Source organism: Synechococcus sp. BIOS-U3-1 (assembly GCF_014279975.1).
Lineage (GTDB): Bacteria > Cyanobacteriota > Cyanobacteriia > PCC-6307 > Cyanobiaceae > Synechococcus_C.
In genome coordinates this window covers 2,343,027-2,358,742 of record NZ_CP047936.1, presented here as the reverse complement: position 1 = coordinate 2,358,742, position 15,716 = coordinate 2,343,027, and the positions used below count along the sequence as shown (strand labels likewise).

Annotated in this window: 12 protein-coding genes, 2 tRNA genes and 3 rRNA genes; 9 read left to right on the top strand and 8 right to left on the bottom strand. The window is 54.2% G+C overall.

Features of this window, described 5'->3' with window-relative positions:
- Positions 1-33 precede the first annotated feature (33 nt).
- From SynBIOSU31_RS12880 to SynBIOSU31_RS12840, 9 genes are all read left to right on the top strand, one after another.
- Positions 34-1,671: a TolC family protein gene (locus SynBIOSU31_RS12880; RefSeq protein WP_255477245.1), complete on the top strand. Its 1,638-nt coding sequence runs from the start codon at positions 34-36 to the stop codon at positions 1,669-1,671.
- Between the two features lie 14 nt (positions 1,672-1,685).
- Positions 1,686-2,489 carry an inositol monophosphatase family protein gene (locus tag SynBIOSU31_RS12875; protein ID WP_186490626.1) on the top strand — a complete coding sequence of 268 codons (804 nt, stop codon included), beginning with the start codon at positions 1,686-1,688 and terminating at the stop codon, positions 2,487-2,489.
- A 601-nt stretch (positions 2,490-3,090) separates the two neighbouring features.
- Positions 3,091-4,575, top strand: a 16S ribosomal RNA gene (locus tag SynBIOSU31_RS12870).
- A gap of 183 nt (positions 4,576-4,758) precedes the next feature.
- A tRNA-Ile gene (locus SynBIOSU31_RS12865) sits at positions 4,759-4,832 on the top strand.
- A gap of 9 nt (positions 4,833-4,841) precedes the next feature.
- Positions 4,842-4,914 (top strand) — tRNA-Ala (locus SynBIOSU31_RS12860).
- 390 nt (positions 4,915-5,304) lie between these two features.
- A 23S ribosomal RNA gene (locus SynBIOSU31_RS12855) occupies positions 5,305-8,170 on the top strand.
- A gap of 116 nt (positions 8,171-8,286) precedes the next feature.
- Positions 8,287-8,403: ribosomal RNA gene (gene rrf / locus SynBIOSU31_RS12850) — 5S ribosomal RNA — on the top strand.
- The 16S, 23S and 5S rRNA genes sit together here with 2 tRNA genes alongside, the layout of an rRNA operon.
- 103 nt (positions 8,404-8,506) lie before the next feature.
- Positions 8,507-9,442 carry a YihY/virulence factor BrkB family protein gene (locus SynBIOSU31_RS12845; protein WP_186490625.1) on the top strand — a complete coding sequence of 312 codons (936 nt, stop codon included), beginning with the start codon at positions 8,507-8,509 and terminating at the stop codon, positions 9,440-9,442.
- Between the two features lie 49 nt (positions 9,443-9,491).
- Positions 9,492-9,842, top strand: a complete 351-nt coding sequence (locus tag SynBIOSU31_RS12840) for a hypothetical protein (protein WP_186490623.1) — start codon at positions 9,492-9,494, stop codon at positions 9,840-9,842.
- A 20-nt stretch (positions 9,843-9,862) separates the two neighbouring features.
- Here the strand turns inward: SynBIOSU31_RS12840 and SynBIOSU31_RS12835 are convergent, their stop codons facing one another.
- From SynBIOSU31_RS12835 to SynBIOSU31_RS12800, 8 genes are all read right to left on the bottom strand, one after another.
- The gene (locus SynBIOSU31_RS12835; protein WP_186490621.1) at positions 9,863-10,231 is read right to left on the bottom strand and encodes a DUF2834 domain-containing protein; all 369 of its coding nucleotides are present in this window, start codon (positions 10,229-10,231) and stop codon (positions 9,863-9,865) included.
- The gene (gene xseB, locus SynBIOSU31_RS12830; RefSeq protein ID WP_186490619.1) at positions 10,224-10,505 is read right to left on the bottom strand and encodes an exodeoxyribonuclease VII small subunit; all 282 of its coding nucleotides are present in this window, start codon (positions 10,503-10,505) and stop codon (positions 10,224-10,226) included. Before xseB ends, SynBIOSU31_RS12835 begins: the two co-directional genes overlap by 8 nt.
- Before the next feature lie 26 nt (positions 10,506-10,531).
- Positions 10,532-11,710, bottom strand: a complete 1,179-nt coding sequence (gene xseA, locus SynBIOSU31_RS12825; protein ID WP_186490617.1) for an exodeoxyribonuclease VII large subunit — start codon at positions 11,708-11,710, stop codon at positions 10,532-10,534.
- Positions 11,700-11,876, bottom strand: coding sequence for a hypothetical protein (locus tag SynBIOSU31_RS12820; protein WP_186490608.1), 177 nt, complete (start codon positions 11,874-11,876; stop codon positions 11,700-11,702). Before SynBIOSU31_RS12820 ends, xseA begins: the two co-directional genes overlap by 11 nt.
- Positions 11,877-11,990: 114 nt before the next feature.
- Positions 11,991-12,134, bottom strand: a complete 144-nt coding sequence (locus SynBIOSU31_RS12815; RefSeq protein WP_186490606.1) for a chlorophyll a/b-binding protein — start codon at positions 12,132-12,134, stop codon at positions 11,991-11,993.
- Positions 12,135-12,203: 69 nt separating this feature from the next.
- Entirely contained in the window at positions 12,204-14,741 is a 2,538-nt protein-coding gene (gene hrpB, locus SynBIOSU31_RS12810) for an ATP-dependent helicase HrpB (RefSeq protein ID WP_186490604.1), read from the bottom strand.
- 246 nt (positions 14,742-14,987) lie between these two features.
- Positions 14,988-15,371 carry a hypothetical protein gene (locus tag SynBIOSU31_RS12805; protein ID WP_066911878.1) on the bottom strand — a complete coding sequence of 128 codons (384 nt, stop codon included), beginning with the start codon at positions 15,369-15,371 and terminating at the stop codon, positions 14,988-14,990.
- A 56-nt stretch (positions 15,372-15,427) separates the two neighbouring features.
- Positions 15,428-15,691 (bottom strand): DUF2973 domain-containing protein, encoded by a 264-nt coding sequence (locus SynBIOSU31_RS12800; RefSeq protein ID WP_186490603.1) that lies wholly within the window; start codon positions 15,689-15,691, stop codon positions 15,428-15,430.
- Positions 15,692-15,716 lie beyond the last annotated feature (25 nt).

Below are 15,716 nucleotides of genomic sequence, written 5' to 3'. Positions count from 1 at the left end.
ACAGCTGCAAGCCTTCTTTTGATTGCAGGCATCGTGCCCGTCCAAATCTCTAGAGTTGCCTCCGCTCAAGAGCTTTCTGACTCTTCGTCAGACAACGGCGCGGCCCTCATTGATCAGAGCACATTGCCGACGGCCATTGAACAGAAAGGATCTCGGCCGCAGGCAGATCCCTCTGTTCTTCCACCGGCAGCGACAACACTGCCTGAGACGCTCGATTCGTTGAGCTCACCACCGAGTCTTGTGCTGCCGAGTCAGCCCGATCAGGTGCGTATTCGCGAGCTCAGGCCGCTCACGCTCGCTGAAGTTGAACAACTTGCTGAAGTCAATAATCCACAGCTCAAGGCTGTGGCTCTCGAGGTGCAGCAAGCCAAGTCGAGCTTGAGAGCAGCAATTTCCAGCTGGTACCCAACACTCAATCTCACGGCCAATGGCCTGCCCCAATATTTATCAAGACAGGACCAGCAGTTCGATCAAAAGCAGCAGACTCAAGGTCAGGTTCAATTTACTGAGGAAGATACGGCCAACTTCCGTGCACAGCTGAATTGGAAATTGATTGATCCAGCCCGAGTTCCTCAAATTTCAGCTGCCCGCGACCGCTTTGAGAGATCTCGCGACGCCTACCTGATTGCATTAAGAAATCTGCGCTTAGAAGCCGCCAAGGCTTATTACTATCTTCAAAGATCAGACTCTCAGGTCAATGTTGGCAAGGAGTCTGTAGCTGCCTCATTGTTGAGTTTGCGTTATGCAAGAGCACGTTTTCAGGCCGGCGTTGCTAATAAATTGGCAGTCTTTGAAGCTGAAACGCAACTTGCTAGAAATCAGAGTCAACTAATCGAAACTCTGAGTACTCAATCTAAAGCTCGTAGAAGCTTGGCCAAAATTATTAATCTGCCTCAAGATATTACTCCGACTGCAGCTTCGCCTTCGGTGATTGTGGGGAGTTGGAAGCCCTCATTACAGGAGAGTATCGTTGCTGCCTATGCCTTCCGCGAAGAGCTCGATCAGTTCATTCTTGATATTTCAATCAATAATAGCAGTGCTAATGCTGCTCTTGCTGCGGTGCAACCAGTTCTATCTCTTTATAACACTTTTAATACGCAACGGAATGATACTCAGGTATATCAGGATCCCTCCACTGACAGGGATCTTTACGGTTGGAATATGAACAATGCAGTCGGTCTTTCAGCAACTTGGAATATTTTTGATGGGGGAAGGGCACGCGCTGACTATCGCCGCAAAAAGCAAGCTGCCGAGGCAAGCGCTTACGAATTTGCGAACCAACGTGGTGTCATTCGCCTTCAAGTTGAACAAAGTTTCTACGATTTGCGTGCTAATCAGCAGACCATCTTCACGAGCACTCGAGAGGTTTTATCAGCACGCGAATCATTGCGACTCTCAAGACTTCGTTTTGCTGCAGGCGTCACGTCACAACGTGAAGTGGTTGATGCCCAAAGAGACCTCACTCGAGCACAGTTTCAGTATGTTGATGCTATTTCCCTCTACAACATCACCATTGCTGAGTTAAGGAGATACACCGGGCTCGACCAGGTCATTTCCTGCCCACCTAAAGTTTTGCCGTCTAATAAGCCACAACGCCCTGAATCGGAAGAGGTTCAGATCAAACCCTCACCCAACCTTCCTGCCTGCCAAGCGTCCCTATTGGGTTCTTGAACAATGATGCGACGTTGACCTCAAGACTCCTTAATCCTCAGCAGTTACTTGCAGTTCATCAGCTGCTCGACAGGGTCGCCGATCGGCAACGACAAGATTTCGGGCATATTGTTTCCGATATCAAGGCTGATGGTTCCTTGATCACTGCCTGTGATCGCTGGAGCGATGAGGCCCTGGTGGAAGGGCTTTCTGAGCTCGCTCCCGGGGAATTCACCCTCAGTGAGGAGGGTGACAAGAGCTGCCCCTCCTCTTCAGCCTTCTGGGTGGTGGATCCTCTTGACGGCACCACCAACTTCGCTGCTGGCATTCCTTATTGGGCGATCTCCGTGGCTCGTTTTGTTGACGGACGTCCTACCGAGGCTTTTCTTGAGATTCCTTCTCTGCGTCAGCGCATTGTGGCGATCCGCGGTCGAGGCGCCTGGCGCAATGGCAAACCTCTCTCACCTGAGACCCGCCTGCAAGCTGGCAGTGCTTGTGTGTCGCTTTGTAGTCGTGCAATTCGGGTGCTGCAGCGCCGCCATCAGGATCCTTTCCCAGGAAAAATTCGTTTGCTTGGTGTTGCCAGCCTGAATCTGGTCAGCGTGGCGATGGGGCAGACAGTGGCAGCCTTGGAGGCCACACCCAAGATTTGGGATTTAGCGGCAGCTTGGCTCGTTCTGAGCGAACTGGGCTGTTCCCTGCAATGGCTTGATCACGATCCCGCGGCCCTGACGCCTGGACAAGATCTTTCTGATGTCAGTTTTCCTGTGCTTGCAGCGAGTTCGCAGGCTGAACTTGAGCGCCTAAGGCCATGGGGAGAGTCACTTCTGCTTCCTTGATTCGCTAATCAGTTGCGAAGAGGGGTGTAAGTGGGCTATGTTTTTGGACTGCGCGGCAGGCGGAAGCCTGGAGCGCAGCTTCTAAGCATGAAGAGCGCGAGCTTGTAATGTTTGGGGGTGCTTACAAGGCCTAGAGGGAGAGATCCCACGGTGTTGTAAGTTTCACAAGCGGTCGCGAGACCGCACCGCCAACCGTTCCTGAGAGGGAACGCGCCGGCAGAACCTGGACAATCGAAAAGTTTAGGAACTGACGCTTTCATCGTGTCAAGTTTCGATTGCTTAGCTGAGAAGTTGAGTGAGTTGAGCTTGATGAAATAGCGATGTAAGTGTGAGGTCCCGTCAACAATTATTAGTTGCAAAGAAGCAATGTGCTTACAAGATTGAAAGTTTTCACGAGCTTTCGATGTTGTCGGTGTGCATGTTGTGGAGCAACGACCGGATCTGAGATCCTGGAAAGTCACGAAGGAGAGATTCTAAGTGCACTCTTATGAACCCTTCTGTCAGAGGAAGGTGGTTTTAACTGCAATCAGTGCGCCAGTGCTGATGAGTGGGTAAAGCAAATCAAGTTGAAGAGGTGAAAGCCTTTAAGAGGACTTGATCTACAACGGAGAGTTTGATCCTGGCTCAGGATGAACGCTGGCGGCGTGCTTAACACATGCAAGTCGAACGAACCTTCGGGTTAGTGGCGGACGGGTGAGTAACGCGTGGGAATCTGCCCTCAGGAGGGGGATAACGGCTGGAAACGGCCGCTAATACCCCATATGCCGAGAGGTGAAACGAATTTCGCCTGAGGATGAGCCCGCGTCTGATTAGCTAGTTGGTGAGGTAAGAGCTCACCAAGGCATCGATCAGTAGCTGGTCTGAGAGGATGATCAGCCACACTGGGACTGAGACACGGCCCAGACTCCTACGGGAGGCAGCAGTGGGGAATTTTCCGCAATGGGCGAAAGCCTGACGGAGCAACGCCGCGTGAGGGATGAAGGCCTCTGGGCTGTAAACCTCTTTTCTCAAGGAAGAAGATCTGACGGTACTTGAGGAATAAGCCACGGCTAATTCCGTGCCAGCAGCCGCGGTAATACGGGAGTGGCAAGCGTTATCCGGAATTATTGGGCGTAAAGCGTCCGCAGGCGGCCTTTCAAGTCTGCTGTTAAAACGTGGAGCTTAACTCCATCATGGCAGTGGAAACTGATTGGCTTGAGTGTGGTAGGGGCAGAGGGAATTCCCGGTGTAGCGGTGAAATGCGTAGATATCGGGAAGAACACCAGTGGCGAAGGCGCTCTGCTGGGCCATAACTGACGCTCATGGACGAAAGCCAGGGGAGCGAAAGGGATTAGATACCCCTGTAGTCCTGGCCGTAAACGATGAACACTAGGTGTCGGGGGAATCGACCCCCTCGGTGTCGTAGCCAACGCGTTAAGTGTTCCGCCTGGGGAGTACGCACGCAAGTGTGAAACTCAAAGGAATTGACGGGGGCCCGCACAAGCGGTGGAGTATGTGGTTTAATTCGATGCAACGCGAAGAACCTTACCAGGGTTTGACATCCTGCGAATCTCTTGGAAACGAGAGAGTGCCTTCGGGAACGCAGTGACAGGTGGTGCATGGCTGTCGTCAGCTCGTGTCGTGAGATGTTGGGTTAAGTCCCGCAACGAGCGCAACCCACGTCTTTAGTTGCCAGCATTTAGTTGGGCACTCTAGAGAGACCGCCGGTGATAAACCGGAGGAAGGTGTGGATGACGTCAAGTCATCATGCCCCTTACATCCTGGGCTACACACGTACTACAATGCTACGGACAAAGAGCAGCAAGTTCGCGAGGACAAGCAAATCTCATAAACCGTGGCTCAGTTCAGATCGTAGGCTGCAACTCGCCTACGTGAAGGAGGAATCGCTAGTAATCGCAGGTCAGCATACTGCGGTGAATACGTTCCCGGGCCTTGTACACACCGCCCGTCACACCATGGAAGTTGGCCACGCCCGAAGCCGTTACTCCAACCCTTGTGGAGGAGGACGTCGAAGGTGGGGCTGATGACTGGGGTGAAGTCGTAACAAGGTAGCCGTACCGGAAGGTGCGGCTGGATCACCTCCTAACAGGGAGACAAACAATGATTTTGATGTCTGAGTAATTCATTCTTAGGCCGAAATCCTGTCACCTTAGGTCGATCGGTACCTCAATTTTGAAGTCAAGAATGCATAGAAATATGGATTGCTTGGTGGAAATTTTCAGTTCCTAAACTTTGTCTAGTTCACATCCCACAAGGGTTGAGTCTTCCTGGGCCATTAGCTCAGGTGGTTAGAGCGCACCCCTGATAAGGGTGAGGTCCCTGGTTCAAGTCCAGGATGGCCCATTCGGTGTTGGGGGTTTAGCTCAGTTGGTAGAGCGCCTGCTTTGCAAGCAGGATGTCAGGAGTTCGAGTCTCCTAACCTCCACTGATCGAACTCAATCTCCATCTTCTGAACAAGGAAGGTAAATTCGAGTGTGTTGTGATTTAGATGTGTCCGCTGACATGAACCTAGCTTCCTGTCATTCTGAAAGAGCGTGAGTCATCACGATTTTTTAGTTGATAAGATGCTGGGCTCGAACTGATTTATCAGTTTGATGTTTAGCAGAACCTTGACAACTGCATAGGAAAAGTCTGTAAGAATAAAGCATCTCTCATGGATGCATCATTCTTTTTAGGATGATGTCAATTCTTGAGCAAGAGCCGAGACTCCATAACGTTCTTCTAATTGTGTCGAGCAAATAGGAGTTTGATGATGAATTCAGAAATGAATTTTTCAGAATCTGTTTCAACAACAGCAAGCGTTTTGGAGATTAATGGTCAAGCTACAAAGAGCTCACGGCGGATACCTTGGCACACAGAGGCGATGAAGGACGTGGTTACCTGCGATAAGTCTCGGGGAGCTGGAAACACGCTTTGATCCGGGAATTTCCGAATGGGGCAACCCTTAGAACGGCCAGCTGAATCCATAGGCTGGCACGAGCCAACCCAGCGAACTGAAACATCTTAGTAGCTGGAGGAAAGGAAAGTAAAAACGACTCCCTGAGTAGCGGCGAGCGAACGGGGAAGAGCCTAAACCGATGGTTTCGACCATCGGGGTTGTGGGACAGCAATGTGGAAAAGGGATGTTAGTGGAAGTGTTTGAAAGACACGCCAAAGAAGGTGAAAGCCCCGTACACGAAAACTGAACTGACCTAGCTGTATCCCGAGTAGCACGGAGCACGTGAAATTCCGTGTGAATCTGCGAGGACCACCTCGTAAGGCTAAGTACTACTGTGTGACCGATAGCGAAACAGTACCGCGAGGGAAAGGTGAAAAGAACCCCGGGAGGGGAGTGAAATAGAACATGAAACCGTGAGCTTACAAGCAATGGGAGCCCTACTCATAGGGTGACCGTGTGCCTGTTGAAGAATGAGCCGGCGACTTATAGGCACTGGCGGGTTAAACCGGAAATGGTGGAGCCATAGCGAAAGCGAGTCTGAATAGGGCGTTTGTCAGTGTTTATAGACCCGAACCCGGGTGATCTAACCATGGCCAGGATGAAGCTTGGGTGATACCAAGTGGAGGTCCCAACCAACTGACGTTGAAAAGTCACTGGATGAGCTGTGGTTAGCGGTGAAATGCCAATCGAACCCGGAGCTAGCTGGTTCTCCCCGAAATACGTTGAGGCGTAGCGTCTCGTGCTCCAGCAGGGGGGTAAAGCCACCATTTCGGTGCGGGCTGCGAGAGCGGTACCAAATCGAGATGAACTCTGAATACCCTGTGTGTAGCGAGGCAGTCAGACTGTGGGGGATAAGCTCCATGGTCGAGAGGGAAACAGCCCAGACCGCCAGCTAAGGTCCCCAAATCAACGCTAAGTGATAAAGGAGGTGGGATTGCCCAGACAACCAGGAGGTTTGCCTAGAAGCAGCCATCCTCAAAGGAGTGCGTAATAGCTCACTGGTCGAGCGATCCTGCGCCGAAAATGAACGGGGCTAAGCGTTGTACCGAAGCTGCGGATTTATGGTAGGGGAGCGTTCTATGTGGGGCGAAGCGTTAGCGTGAGCGGGCGTGGACTGCATAGAAGTGAGAATGTCGGCTTGAGTAGCGAAAACATGGGTGAGAATCCCATGCACCGAAACCCTAAGGGTTCCTCCGGCAGGCTCGTCCGCGGAGGGTTAGTCTGGTCCTAAGGTCAGGCCGAAAGGCGTAGTCGATGGATAACAGGTCAACATTCCTGTACCGGTTATGTTTTGGGAAGAGGGACGGAGAAGGCTAGCCGAGCCAGACGTTGGTTACTGGTTCAAGCGTTCGAGGCTATGAGGAGCGGCGAAAACGTTCCGAGCTGAGGCGTGAGTACGAGCTGCTACGGCAGCGAAGTCGGTGACGTCATGCTTCCAAGAAAAGCTCTAAACCCGTTAAGACATAACTGCCAGTACCCGAAACCGACACAGGTGGGGTGGTAGAGAATACCGAGGTGCGCGAGGTAACTCTCTCTAAGGAACTCGGCAAATTAGCCCCGTAACTTCGGGAGAAGGGGTGCCACCGCAAGGTGGTCGCAGTGAAAAGGCCCTGGCGACTGTTTACCAAAAACACAGGTCTCCGCTAAGTCGCAAGACGATGTATGGGGGCTGACGCCTGCCCAGTGCCGGAAGGTTAAGGAAGCCGGTCAGCGTAAGCGAAGCTGGCGACTGAAGCCCCGGTGAACGGCGGCCGTAACTATAACGGTCCTAAGGTAGCGAAATTCCTTGTCGGGTAAGTTCCGACCCGCACGAAAGGCGTAACGATCAGGGCACTGTCTCGGAGAGAGGCTCGGCGAAATAGAATTGTCTGTGAAGATGCGGACTACATACACCCGGACAGAAAGACCCTATGAAGCTTTACTGTAGCTTGGTATTGTGCCCGGGCTCTGAATGCGCAGGATAGGTGGGAGACGTTGATCTAGTGCTCGTGGGTACTAGGGAGTCAATGGTGAGATACCACTCTTTCAGAGCTAGGGTTCTAACGTTCACCCGTTATCCGGGGAGCGGACAGTATCAGGTGGGCAGTTTGACTGGGGCGGTCGCCTCCTAAAAGGTAACGGAGGCGCGCAAAGGTTTCCTCAGGCTGGTTGGAAATCAGCCGATGAGTGCAAAAGCAGAAGGAAGCTTGACTGTGAGACCTACAAGTCGAACAGGGACGAAAGTCGGCTTTAGTGATCCGACGGTTCTGAGTGGAAGGGCCGTCGCTCAACGGATAAAAGTTACTCTAGGGATAACAGGCTGATCTCCCCCAAGAGTTCACATCGACGGGGAGGTTTGGCACCTCGATGTCGGCTCATCGCAACCTGGGGCTGAAGTCGGTCCCAAGGGTTGGGCTGTTCGCCCATTAAAGCGGTACGCGAGCTGGGTTCAGAACGTCGTGAGACAGTTCGGTCCATATCCGGTGTATGCGTAGGAATATTGAGAGGATTTCTCCCTAGTACGAGAGGACCGGGAGGAACGCACCTCTGGTGTACCAGTTATCGTGCCAACGGTAAACGCTGGGTAGCCATGTGCGGAGTGGATAACCGCTGAAAGCATCTAAGTGGGAAGCCCACCTCAAGATGAGTATTCCCATGGGGTAACCCAGTAAGGTCACGGGAAGAACACCCGTTGATAGGCTCTACGTCGAAGTCCAGTAATGGATGCAGCGGAGGAGTACTAATAGACCGAGGGCTTGACCATGATTTGGTTCTTGCCTGAGGCGAAGTTTTATTCGATTCAGACACATCATTAACGATGAAAGTTGTTGATGATGTCCTATGCAGTTCTCAGGGTTCAACCTTGGGAATGTTTTCTATCCTGGTGTCCATAGCGCTGTGGAACCACTCCGATCCATCTCGAACTCGGTTGTGAAACGCAGCAGCGGCGACGATATTTGGGGGGTAGCCCCCTGAGAAAATAGCTCGATGCCAGGTAAAACATTTCTATCACGCACGTGATGCGAAGAAAGCCATCCTGGAGGATGGCTTTTTTTGTGCCCTGACGCGCTAGTTTGGATCGATAACTTTGACAGAATTCATGGCGAAGATGCTGTCGATTCGTCAAATTTGCCGCTCTCTATGGAGGGCATATTTACGTTGGGCATCTACTGATTGTGTTGATCTCAGTGCTGCTTTTGCCTATTACACTCTTCAGTCAATCTTTCCGATTCTGCTCATTTCATTGTCTTTGACGTCCTGGCTTCTGGGGCGGCAGCAGAACCTTGATGAACAGATTCTGATCTATGCAAGTGGTGTGCTGCCACCACCGGCGATTGAGATTATTCGCCAGACTTTGATGCAGCTTGTTTCTCAGGGGTTTGGCGCTGGTCTCCTCGGCGCAGCCGTTTTGTTGGTAACGGCTGGGAATGTTTATTTGACCTTGCAGCGTGGAGCTGACCGTTTGTGGCGCGATGTACTGCAGCCATTGCCTGATGCATTGCCGCTTGGGGCTCAGGCTTATCGCTTTGTACGGGTGAGAATTGAAGCCTTTTTCGTAGTGATTCTGATAGGTCTATTGATCGTTGCAGATCAAATCAGTGCCAATCTGCGAATGGTTCCAGCGGCTTTTGTTGATGAACTGGCTCGATCCTTGCCATGGTTGGCTGATATTTTCCCTGATTTGCCGGTGATTCAGTTCGGCCGTCTGTTGATTCCTTTTATGGGTTTTTCGGGGATGGCTCTGCTGTTGCAGTTCTTGCTTCCGAGTCGAAAAGTTCCTTTTCTGCCGCTGATTCCTGGGTCTTTGTTGATTGGTTTTCTGCTGACAATCCTCAATCTTGCAGTCAGTCGAAGTATTTTTTCACTGGGATCAAGATTCCAAGCTTATGGAGTCATCGGTGGAGTTCTTGTCTTGACTCTTTGGATCTGGATGGTTGGCGTTGTGATTTATTTCGGACAGTGTTGGAGTGTTGAGTTGGCCAATATGCGTATGAAGAAGAGCGGTGATCCGTTCTTGCGTGTCGTCCAAGATTGACTTGAATCAGTAATCATGGAGATCTTTCATTCAACGGGTCCCGGTTGATATGGGTCGTCTGCCCCCACTGGTCTGGCTCGTGGCCCTATTGCTCTTGCTACCAACGCCTGTTGGTAGAGCTTTGATCGATGTTCTTGGCGGAGTTGCGCTGGTTTTGCTTGCACTTCCTTTGATCCTCGGAGGTCTTGGCTGGATTGGATGGAAGGTGTTGCAAAGCCGAATGCAGGTCTGTCCCAACTGCGGTTCCGCCTCGCTGCAGGCAACCCCAGTTTGTGCTGTTTGTGGGGCTGCTTTCTCAAATGCTGATAGCTCGCAGGCTGCCAGCCCCCAGGTTGAAGTTGATTCAACACCTGCCAGTTCCGTCACGATTGATGTCACGGCTGAAGATGTTGAAAGCTAAGTCTTCACTGCTTTAGTTGGTCACTCAATTGTTTTGATCGGTGCGTTGTCTGTCTCAAGCTCGACAAGTCGGCGTTCACGCAAATGCAGAAAAAATGGTCCTCCGCAAGCAAACGACACGGTGACGCACAGCACCAAGGAAATCCACCAACCTTTGACCTGCAAACGCCGACCTTCGACGGCAATCCAGATCGTGAACGCCGTGGCGCCGATGATCAGATCCCGACTGAGGGATCGTGATGCTGCAGTCAAATTGGCATCTCTGATGAAGCCACTTAGGTCGAACCCTGTTCCTGATCCCGCCTGCATGAATTCCAGATTGGCTTGCCAGGGCAGAACTGCACCCAGCAACGCTAAAAACAGATAGCTCCAGGTCAGAACGTTACGCATCGTTCTGCGGCGCGTAGGTCTCGGTGGTCAATGTCTGAGGATCAAGTTGAAGAACATTCTGTTCTGTTTCGCTGAGGAGTTGTTCACATCGACTCAGATAAATCTCTGCCCGCTGATGACTGCTTTGCAGTTCGGACAGCGGTAAAGACTCGTCCTGAAGCCTGGCCAAGAGCAGGTCGAGTGCCTGCAGCGCCTCCTCGTAGTTCAGTCCCTCAGCATCCTTGCGCCAAGTTGCCTGTGGATCGTTCTTGACCGTTTGGGATTTCTTTGGCATTGAGAAATGGAGATGTGGGTTGTCTGTTAGTGGTTTTCGTCTGGAGTTAGGAGTGATCCATCGTTGGTCTGAATGGATTGGACAGTGACACTGATTTGCCCGTCTCGGACGTGAATCATCAGATCGTCGTTGGGATTGGCTTGACTGACGGACTCCAGCACTGTTCCGTCCCTTTGAATCACTTTGGCGAAACCTCGGCTTAACCAGCGATCCGGTGAGAGGGCTTTGAGCAGTTGCTGTCGTTGACGCAACTGCATACGGCTGCGCTGCAACACAGTTTGCGGATGAACATTTCGAAGCAGTTGATGCTTTTGCTGAAGCCGTTCTCTCTCGCGATTGAGACGCCATTGCTGTTGTTGCACCAGCTGCAAACGTTGCTGCCGGACGGTCTGCAAGGCTGACACTCGATTCGGGAAAAGGCTGACGATTGCTGCGGTGGGGGTGGCAGCACGGTGATCAGCCACCAGGTCGGCCACGGTGAGATCGTCTTCATGCCCCAGACCTGTCACGACCGGACAGCAGAACGAAGCAATGGCGCGACAGACCTGTTCATCGTCAAACACCATCAGATCCTCTCGGCTGCCCCCTCCCCTGGCCAGGACCAGAGCATCCAGCTTCAATTGGGGTTGGGCTTGGTTGATCTTCTCTAGGACTGCGCAGATCTGTGGAGAGACGGTGCCCTGAACAGGGATTGGAACGACAAGCAGCTCTGCCAGAGGCCAGCGCTCTCGGGCAGTCCTCAGCATGTCCGCCAGGGCTGAACTTGGAACGCTCGTTAATAGAGCAATTCGCTTGGGGCTTAATGGCAGGCGTCTTCGTGCTGTTGGATCAATTAACCCTTCTGATGTCAGCAGCGCTTTGACGGCTTCAAAGCGTCGTTCAACAGTGGAGAGACTCGGGCGAATGTCGATGGCCTGTACGGCCAGACTGGCGCGGGCGGCCCAGAAATTCAGTTTTCCCACCACTGTGATTCCGTCACCATCCGCTGGGACGTAATCGAGCTGGTTCAACCGAGAAGCCCAGCAGACCACTGTGATGGTGGCCTCTCCATCGGTGAGGTTCATCCAGAGGTGTCCCTTCTTGACCTGGGGACGTGACGCAGTGCCCTGAACCAGAAAGCGGGGGGCGAAACCGCGTTCCAGTAGTGAGCCAACCGCGCTGTTGAGCTCCTTAACGGAGTAGCTGGGGATGGCGTTAGCGATCAAGGCGGCGATAGGCGAGACCCCAGTAGATGCAGACAGCGCCAGCAATGACACTGAGGATCCGCCCCCATTGATGGTCCAGCTGTGTCAGTCCGATCGACAGGAACACCAGTGCACTGCTCAGCAACCTGGCACCATCGCGGCGGTTGCCTACGAAGAAACGGGGCAAGGGCAGAGAACGGCTGTTCACACTCTCTCGCAGTGACGGCAGACATTAAAAAACCCCATCGGCTTGCCAATGGGGTTGATGAGGGCCGATGGCTCTCAGTACGTGATGCCGCGATCAGCCGAGACCAATTTGGGCAAGGATGCCTTGACCGGTGAGCAGCTCAGTACCCAAACCGATCACGAAGCCCATCATGGCCAAGCGGCCGTTCCAGGTTTCAGCGAAGTTGACGAAGCCGAAGCGGGATGCGTTGTCAGACATGGGTCGTAATCCTTGACTTCCACCAATGTAACAAACAATGGAGTTTTGTTGCCTGTCGTGAACGCAGCATTACGACCACTTCTTCGACTTGCTAGTTGGAGCCGCTGTCATCGGTGACTCTGGCCACGCGTGTTTGGGGTAGCGGCCGCGCATCTCACGGCGGACGTCGTTGTAGCTGCCTGCCCAAAAGCCTTCGAGGTCCTTGGTGCGCTGCAAGGGGCGGCCAGCTGGCGAGAGCAGTTCAAGGGTCACCGGCAGTGTCCCGTTGAGAAGAATCGGTGCTTGGTCGCAGCCAAACATCTCCTGCAGCTTCACCGAAAGCACAGCGTCGTCCTCTCCGTAGGTCACTCTGGCTTCTCTGCCGCTCGGAATCCTCAGCCGCTCGGGGAGCAACGTGTCTAGTTCTCTTCGCTGTGCCCAGGTGAGATCGCTCCATAACGCTTCGATCAGGCCATTGCTATCCAGGTCCTGCCAGCTGCTGAAGTTCAGACTGACCTCTCCGATCCAGAGCTCAGGAGTGTTCTGCAGTTCCTGGAGTGTGCGATTGGGCCATGGGGCTCCCAAGTGGCTATGGGCAATCTGAAGGCGTCGACGCAGCTGCTCGCAGCGTTCGTTCCAGGGGAGAAGTTCGAGTCCATGGTCGCGAAGGCGCTGTAGCAATGCCTGGCTTACCAGATCGGCGGAGGGGCGGGGAAGTTGTTGTCGCTGCAATTCGATCGCACCAAGCCTCAGCACGCGCTCAGCGCGGATTCCCTGCTGTCTGTCGTTCCAGGAGACGTCTTCGCGCCATTCCCCCTGTTCTGAGGCGAGGTTGTTGAGAAAGTTCCGGCTAATGGGCACTGCCAAGCGAATGCGTGCATCACGCTCCTTAAGGTCAAGCCGAGCGATCACAAGGGCCTCGGCGCTGCTTAAAGGGTCTGCCGTCGCCAGCACAGCGCCGCGACCCTGACGCAGCAGAAATGCCCCTGTTCGTCCCGGTCGGGCTAGGGCGATCCACTCGGGGAATGCCGTGGCGATCAGCCGCGCGATGGCGAGGTCCTCCGGCGCATTCATCGGCACCTGCGCAGCGGCTGGCTTGAGCGCCCGCAACTGTTTTTGCCATTGCCGGCTCTGCTGGCGCATGCGACCAAGGCCGTCGTGAGGATCTGATCGCGTTGTGTTTCTCAGGCGCTGAAGGCGGTGGCTGATGTCACACCCGAGATCGCGGCTCCCGGGGATATCCCGTTCACTCAGTAATGCAGCCAGATCGCAGGCCAATGCCTCCAGTCCCGAACGCCTCGCCTCGATCAACATCAGCCCCAGCCTTGGGTGCATGCCGAACGCTGCTACTTGTTGGCCAAGGGCTGTGATCTGCCCCTGATCCGTTAGTAGTTTCAGCTGCTTCAGCTGTTGCTGTCCTTCCTGGAGCAGTGGTTTGGGCGGAGGTTCCAGCCAGTCGAGGTTTTCGCCCAGGCCAGCGCCCCATTGAGCCAGATCAAGCACGGTGGGTTGTGGATCGGCCCGTTGCAGTTCCGGTGGGTCTTGCGCTGGTCGACGTTGCTCGTCGGCCGCTGACCAAAGGCGAATGCAGCGTCCGGGTCCCTGACGTCCGGCTCGTCCCCGTCTTTGATCCGCGCTGGCAATACTTGCTGGCACGGTGACTAACCCTTCCATGCCGGTGCCTGGATCAAATCGCGTATGCCGATTCAGTCCTGCATCCACCACGAGGCGGATGCCATCCAAAGTGAGAGAGCTTTCCGCGATGGACGTCGATAGCACGATGCGTCCACTCCAGCGCTGGTCGCAGGATCTGAGTGTTTCGGTCTGAAGTTTGAGAGAGAGCTGGCCATGCAGCGTCAGCACTTGCCAGTTCTGCAGACGTTGCACTCCCATGAGCTTCTGTCGGCACCGATCAATTTCACGCAAACCGGGGAGGAAAACGAGCACCCCAGGAGGGATTTCACCTTTGTGGCGCCCATCCTCGAGCTCGATCAATTCCTCCTCGAGTACGCGCAGCACGTGCGTTTCGAGCTGCTCTTTGTTGCGAGGCGGGCAGTGGCGCGTCTTCACCGGAAAGGCTTGTCCCTGACTGGTGAGCGTGTCAGCAGAATCGAACTGAGCACTCAGCGCCTCGAGTTGCAAAGTTGCTGACATCAGTAACAGCTTCAGATCAGGCCTCAGTACGCGTCTTGCTTCTCGGAGCAGGGCCAAGGCGACGTCACTGTCGCGGCGGCGCTCGTGGAATTCATCGAAGATCACGACGCCCACCCCAGGCAGGTCTGGCTGTGACTGAAGACGCCGCAAGAACAGTCCGTCGGTGATGGCTTCGATGGTCGTGGCGTCTGAGCGTTTCTGTTCGTTGCGGACGGAGTACCCCACGCGTTGACCCACGGGTTCACCGATGGACTCAGCCAGTCGCGTTGCAGCTGCTTTGGCCGCCAGTCGTCGTGGCTCAATGAGCAGGATGCGGCCCTCAGCTCGCGGTGCTTGAACCAGTTCCCCGATCAGAGCCAGGGGAACCCGAGTGGTCTTGCCTGCACCCGGTGGTGCCTGAAGGATCAACGTTCCTGAGCTGTGCAGTCGTGCGCAGAGCTCAGCCAGAAGACCATCAATGGGAAAAGAACCCAAGGGCGACGATCGGCGTCAGTGGATGAAATTGAGAACGCCCAGCAGCAAAATGCTGGTCAGTGCCCCCATGGCGGTGAGCAGTCGGATCAGCGGAGCGTTGCGATGTTTCAGCGTGGCCATGAAGAAATGCTTAAGGGCCTGACGTGAGTTGTTTAGCCCGTTGTTGGCCGCCTTGGCTGTATCTGTTGGCACTGCGTTACACGCAGCAAGGTGCCAGAAGCAGGCAGCGGCTGCAGTCTGCGGGGGTCAGCGGACGTGGCGGGCTCCGTCAACTGGATGGTAATCCTCTCCAGTGAGTTCCTCATAGACAATCGCAGGCAGTCCGGTCTCGAACATCGTCTGGAGGGCTTCTTTCAGGTAGGGGTTCCAGCCACCAGTGCTCACCTGGCCATGCCTGACCGTCCAGTCCCAGGTGCCTTGAAGATCCCGGGGGATTCGCCCTTCTCGGTCGCGTCTGGCGACTAGGTCCAGTGATTCCACCAGCCCTACTTGGATTGGATCCTTGCCATAGGCGGGAGTGAGGCTGAGTTCCAGACGAACTGGATCCTCCTTGAGCAGCCGCAAGCGAAAGCGGGGAGGAAGTTTCACGGATTTGATTACCGCGGCAACGATCCGTGTTCTTTGATCCACCAGAAGGTTCCCCCTATGAGTCCGAGTCAAGCTGCCACGCAGCTTTCCTACCTAACCTATTCATTGGGGCGCACGCCAGGTTCCCCAGTCTCGTCCTCACCACTGAATCGAACGGTGAGCAGGTCTTCCTCGGTCAATCGGCCGTCACCATCGAGGAGTTCCGGGTGAATGGTCACCTTGCCGGTTCGGTCTGCTGGTGGGGCCATCGCTCCTGGAGAGCGCACTGCTGCGCTGAACCCGCGTCCCATCACCCTGAAGGCTTGCCAAAGCAGGGCCAGGAAGACCAGTCCGTAAATCAGGGGAAAAAGACTGCTGATCATGGGATGACGGCGGTTGTCGAGCTGG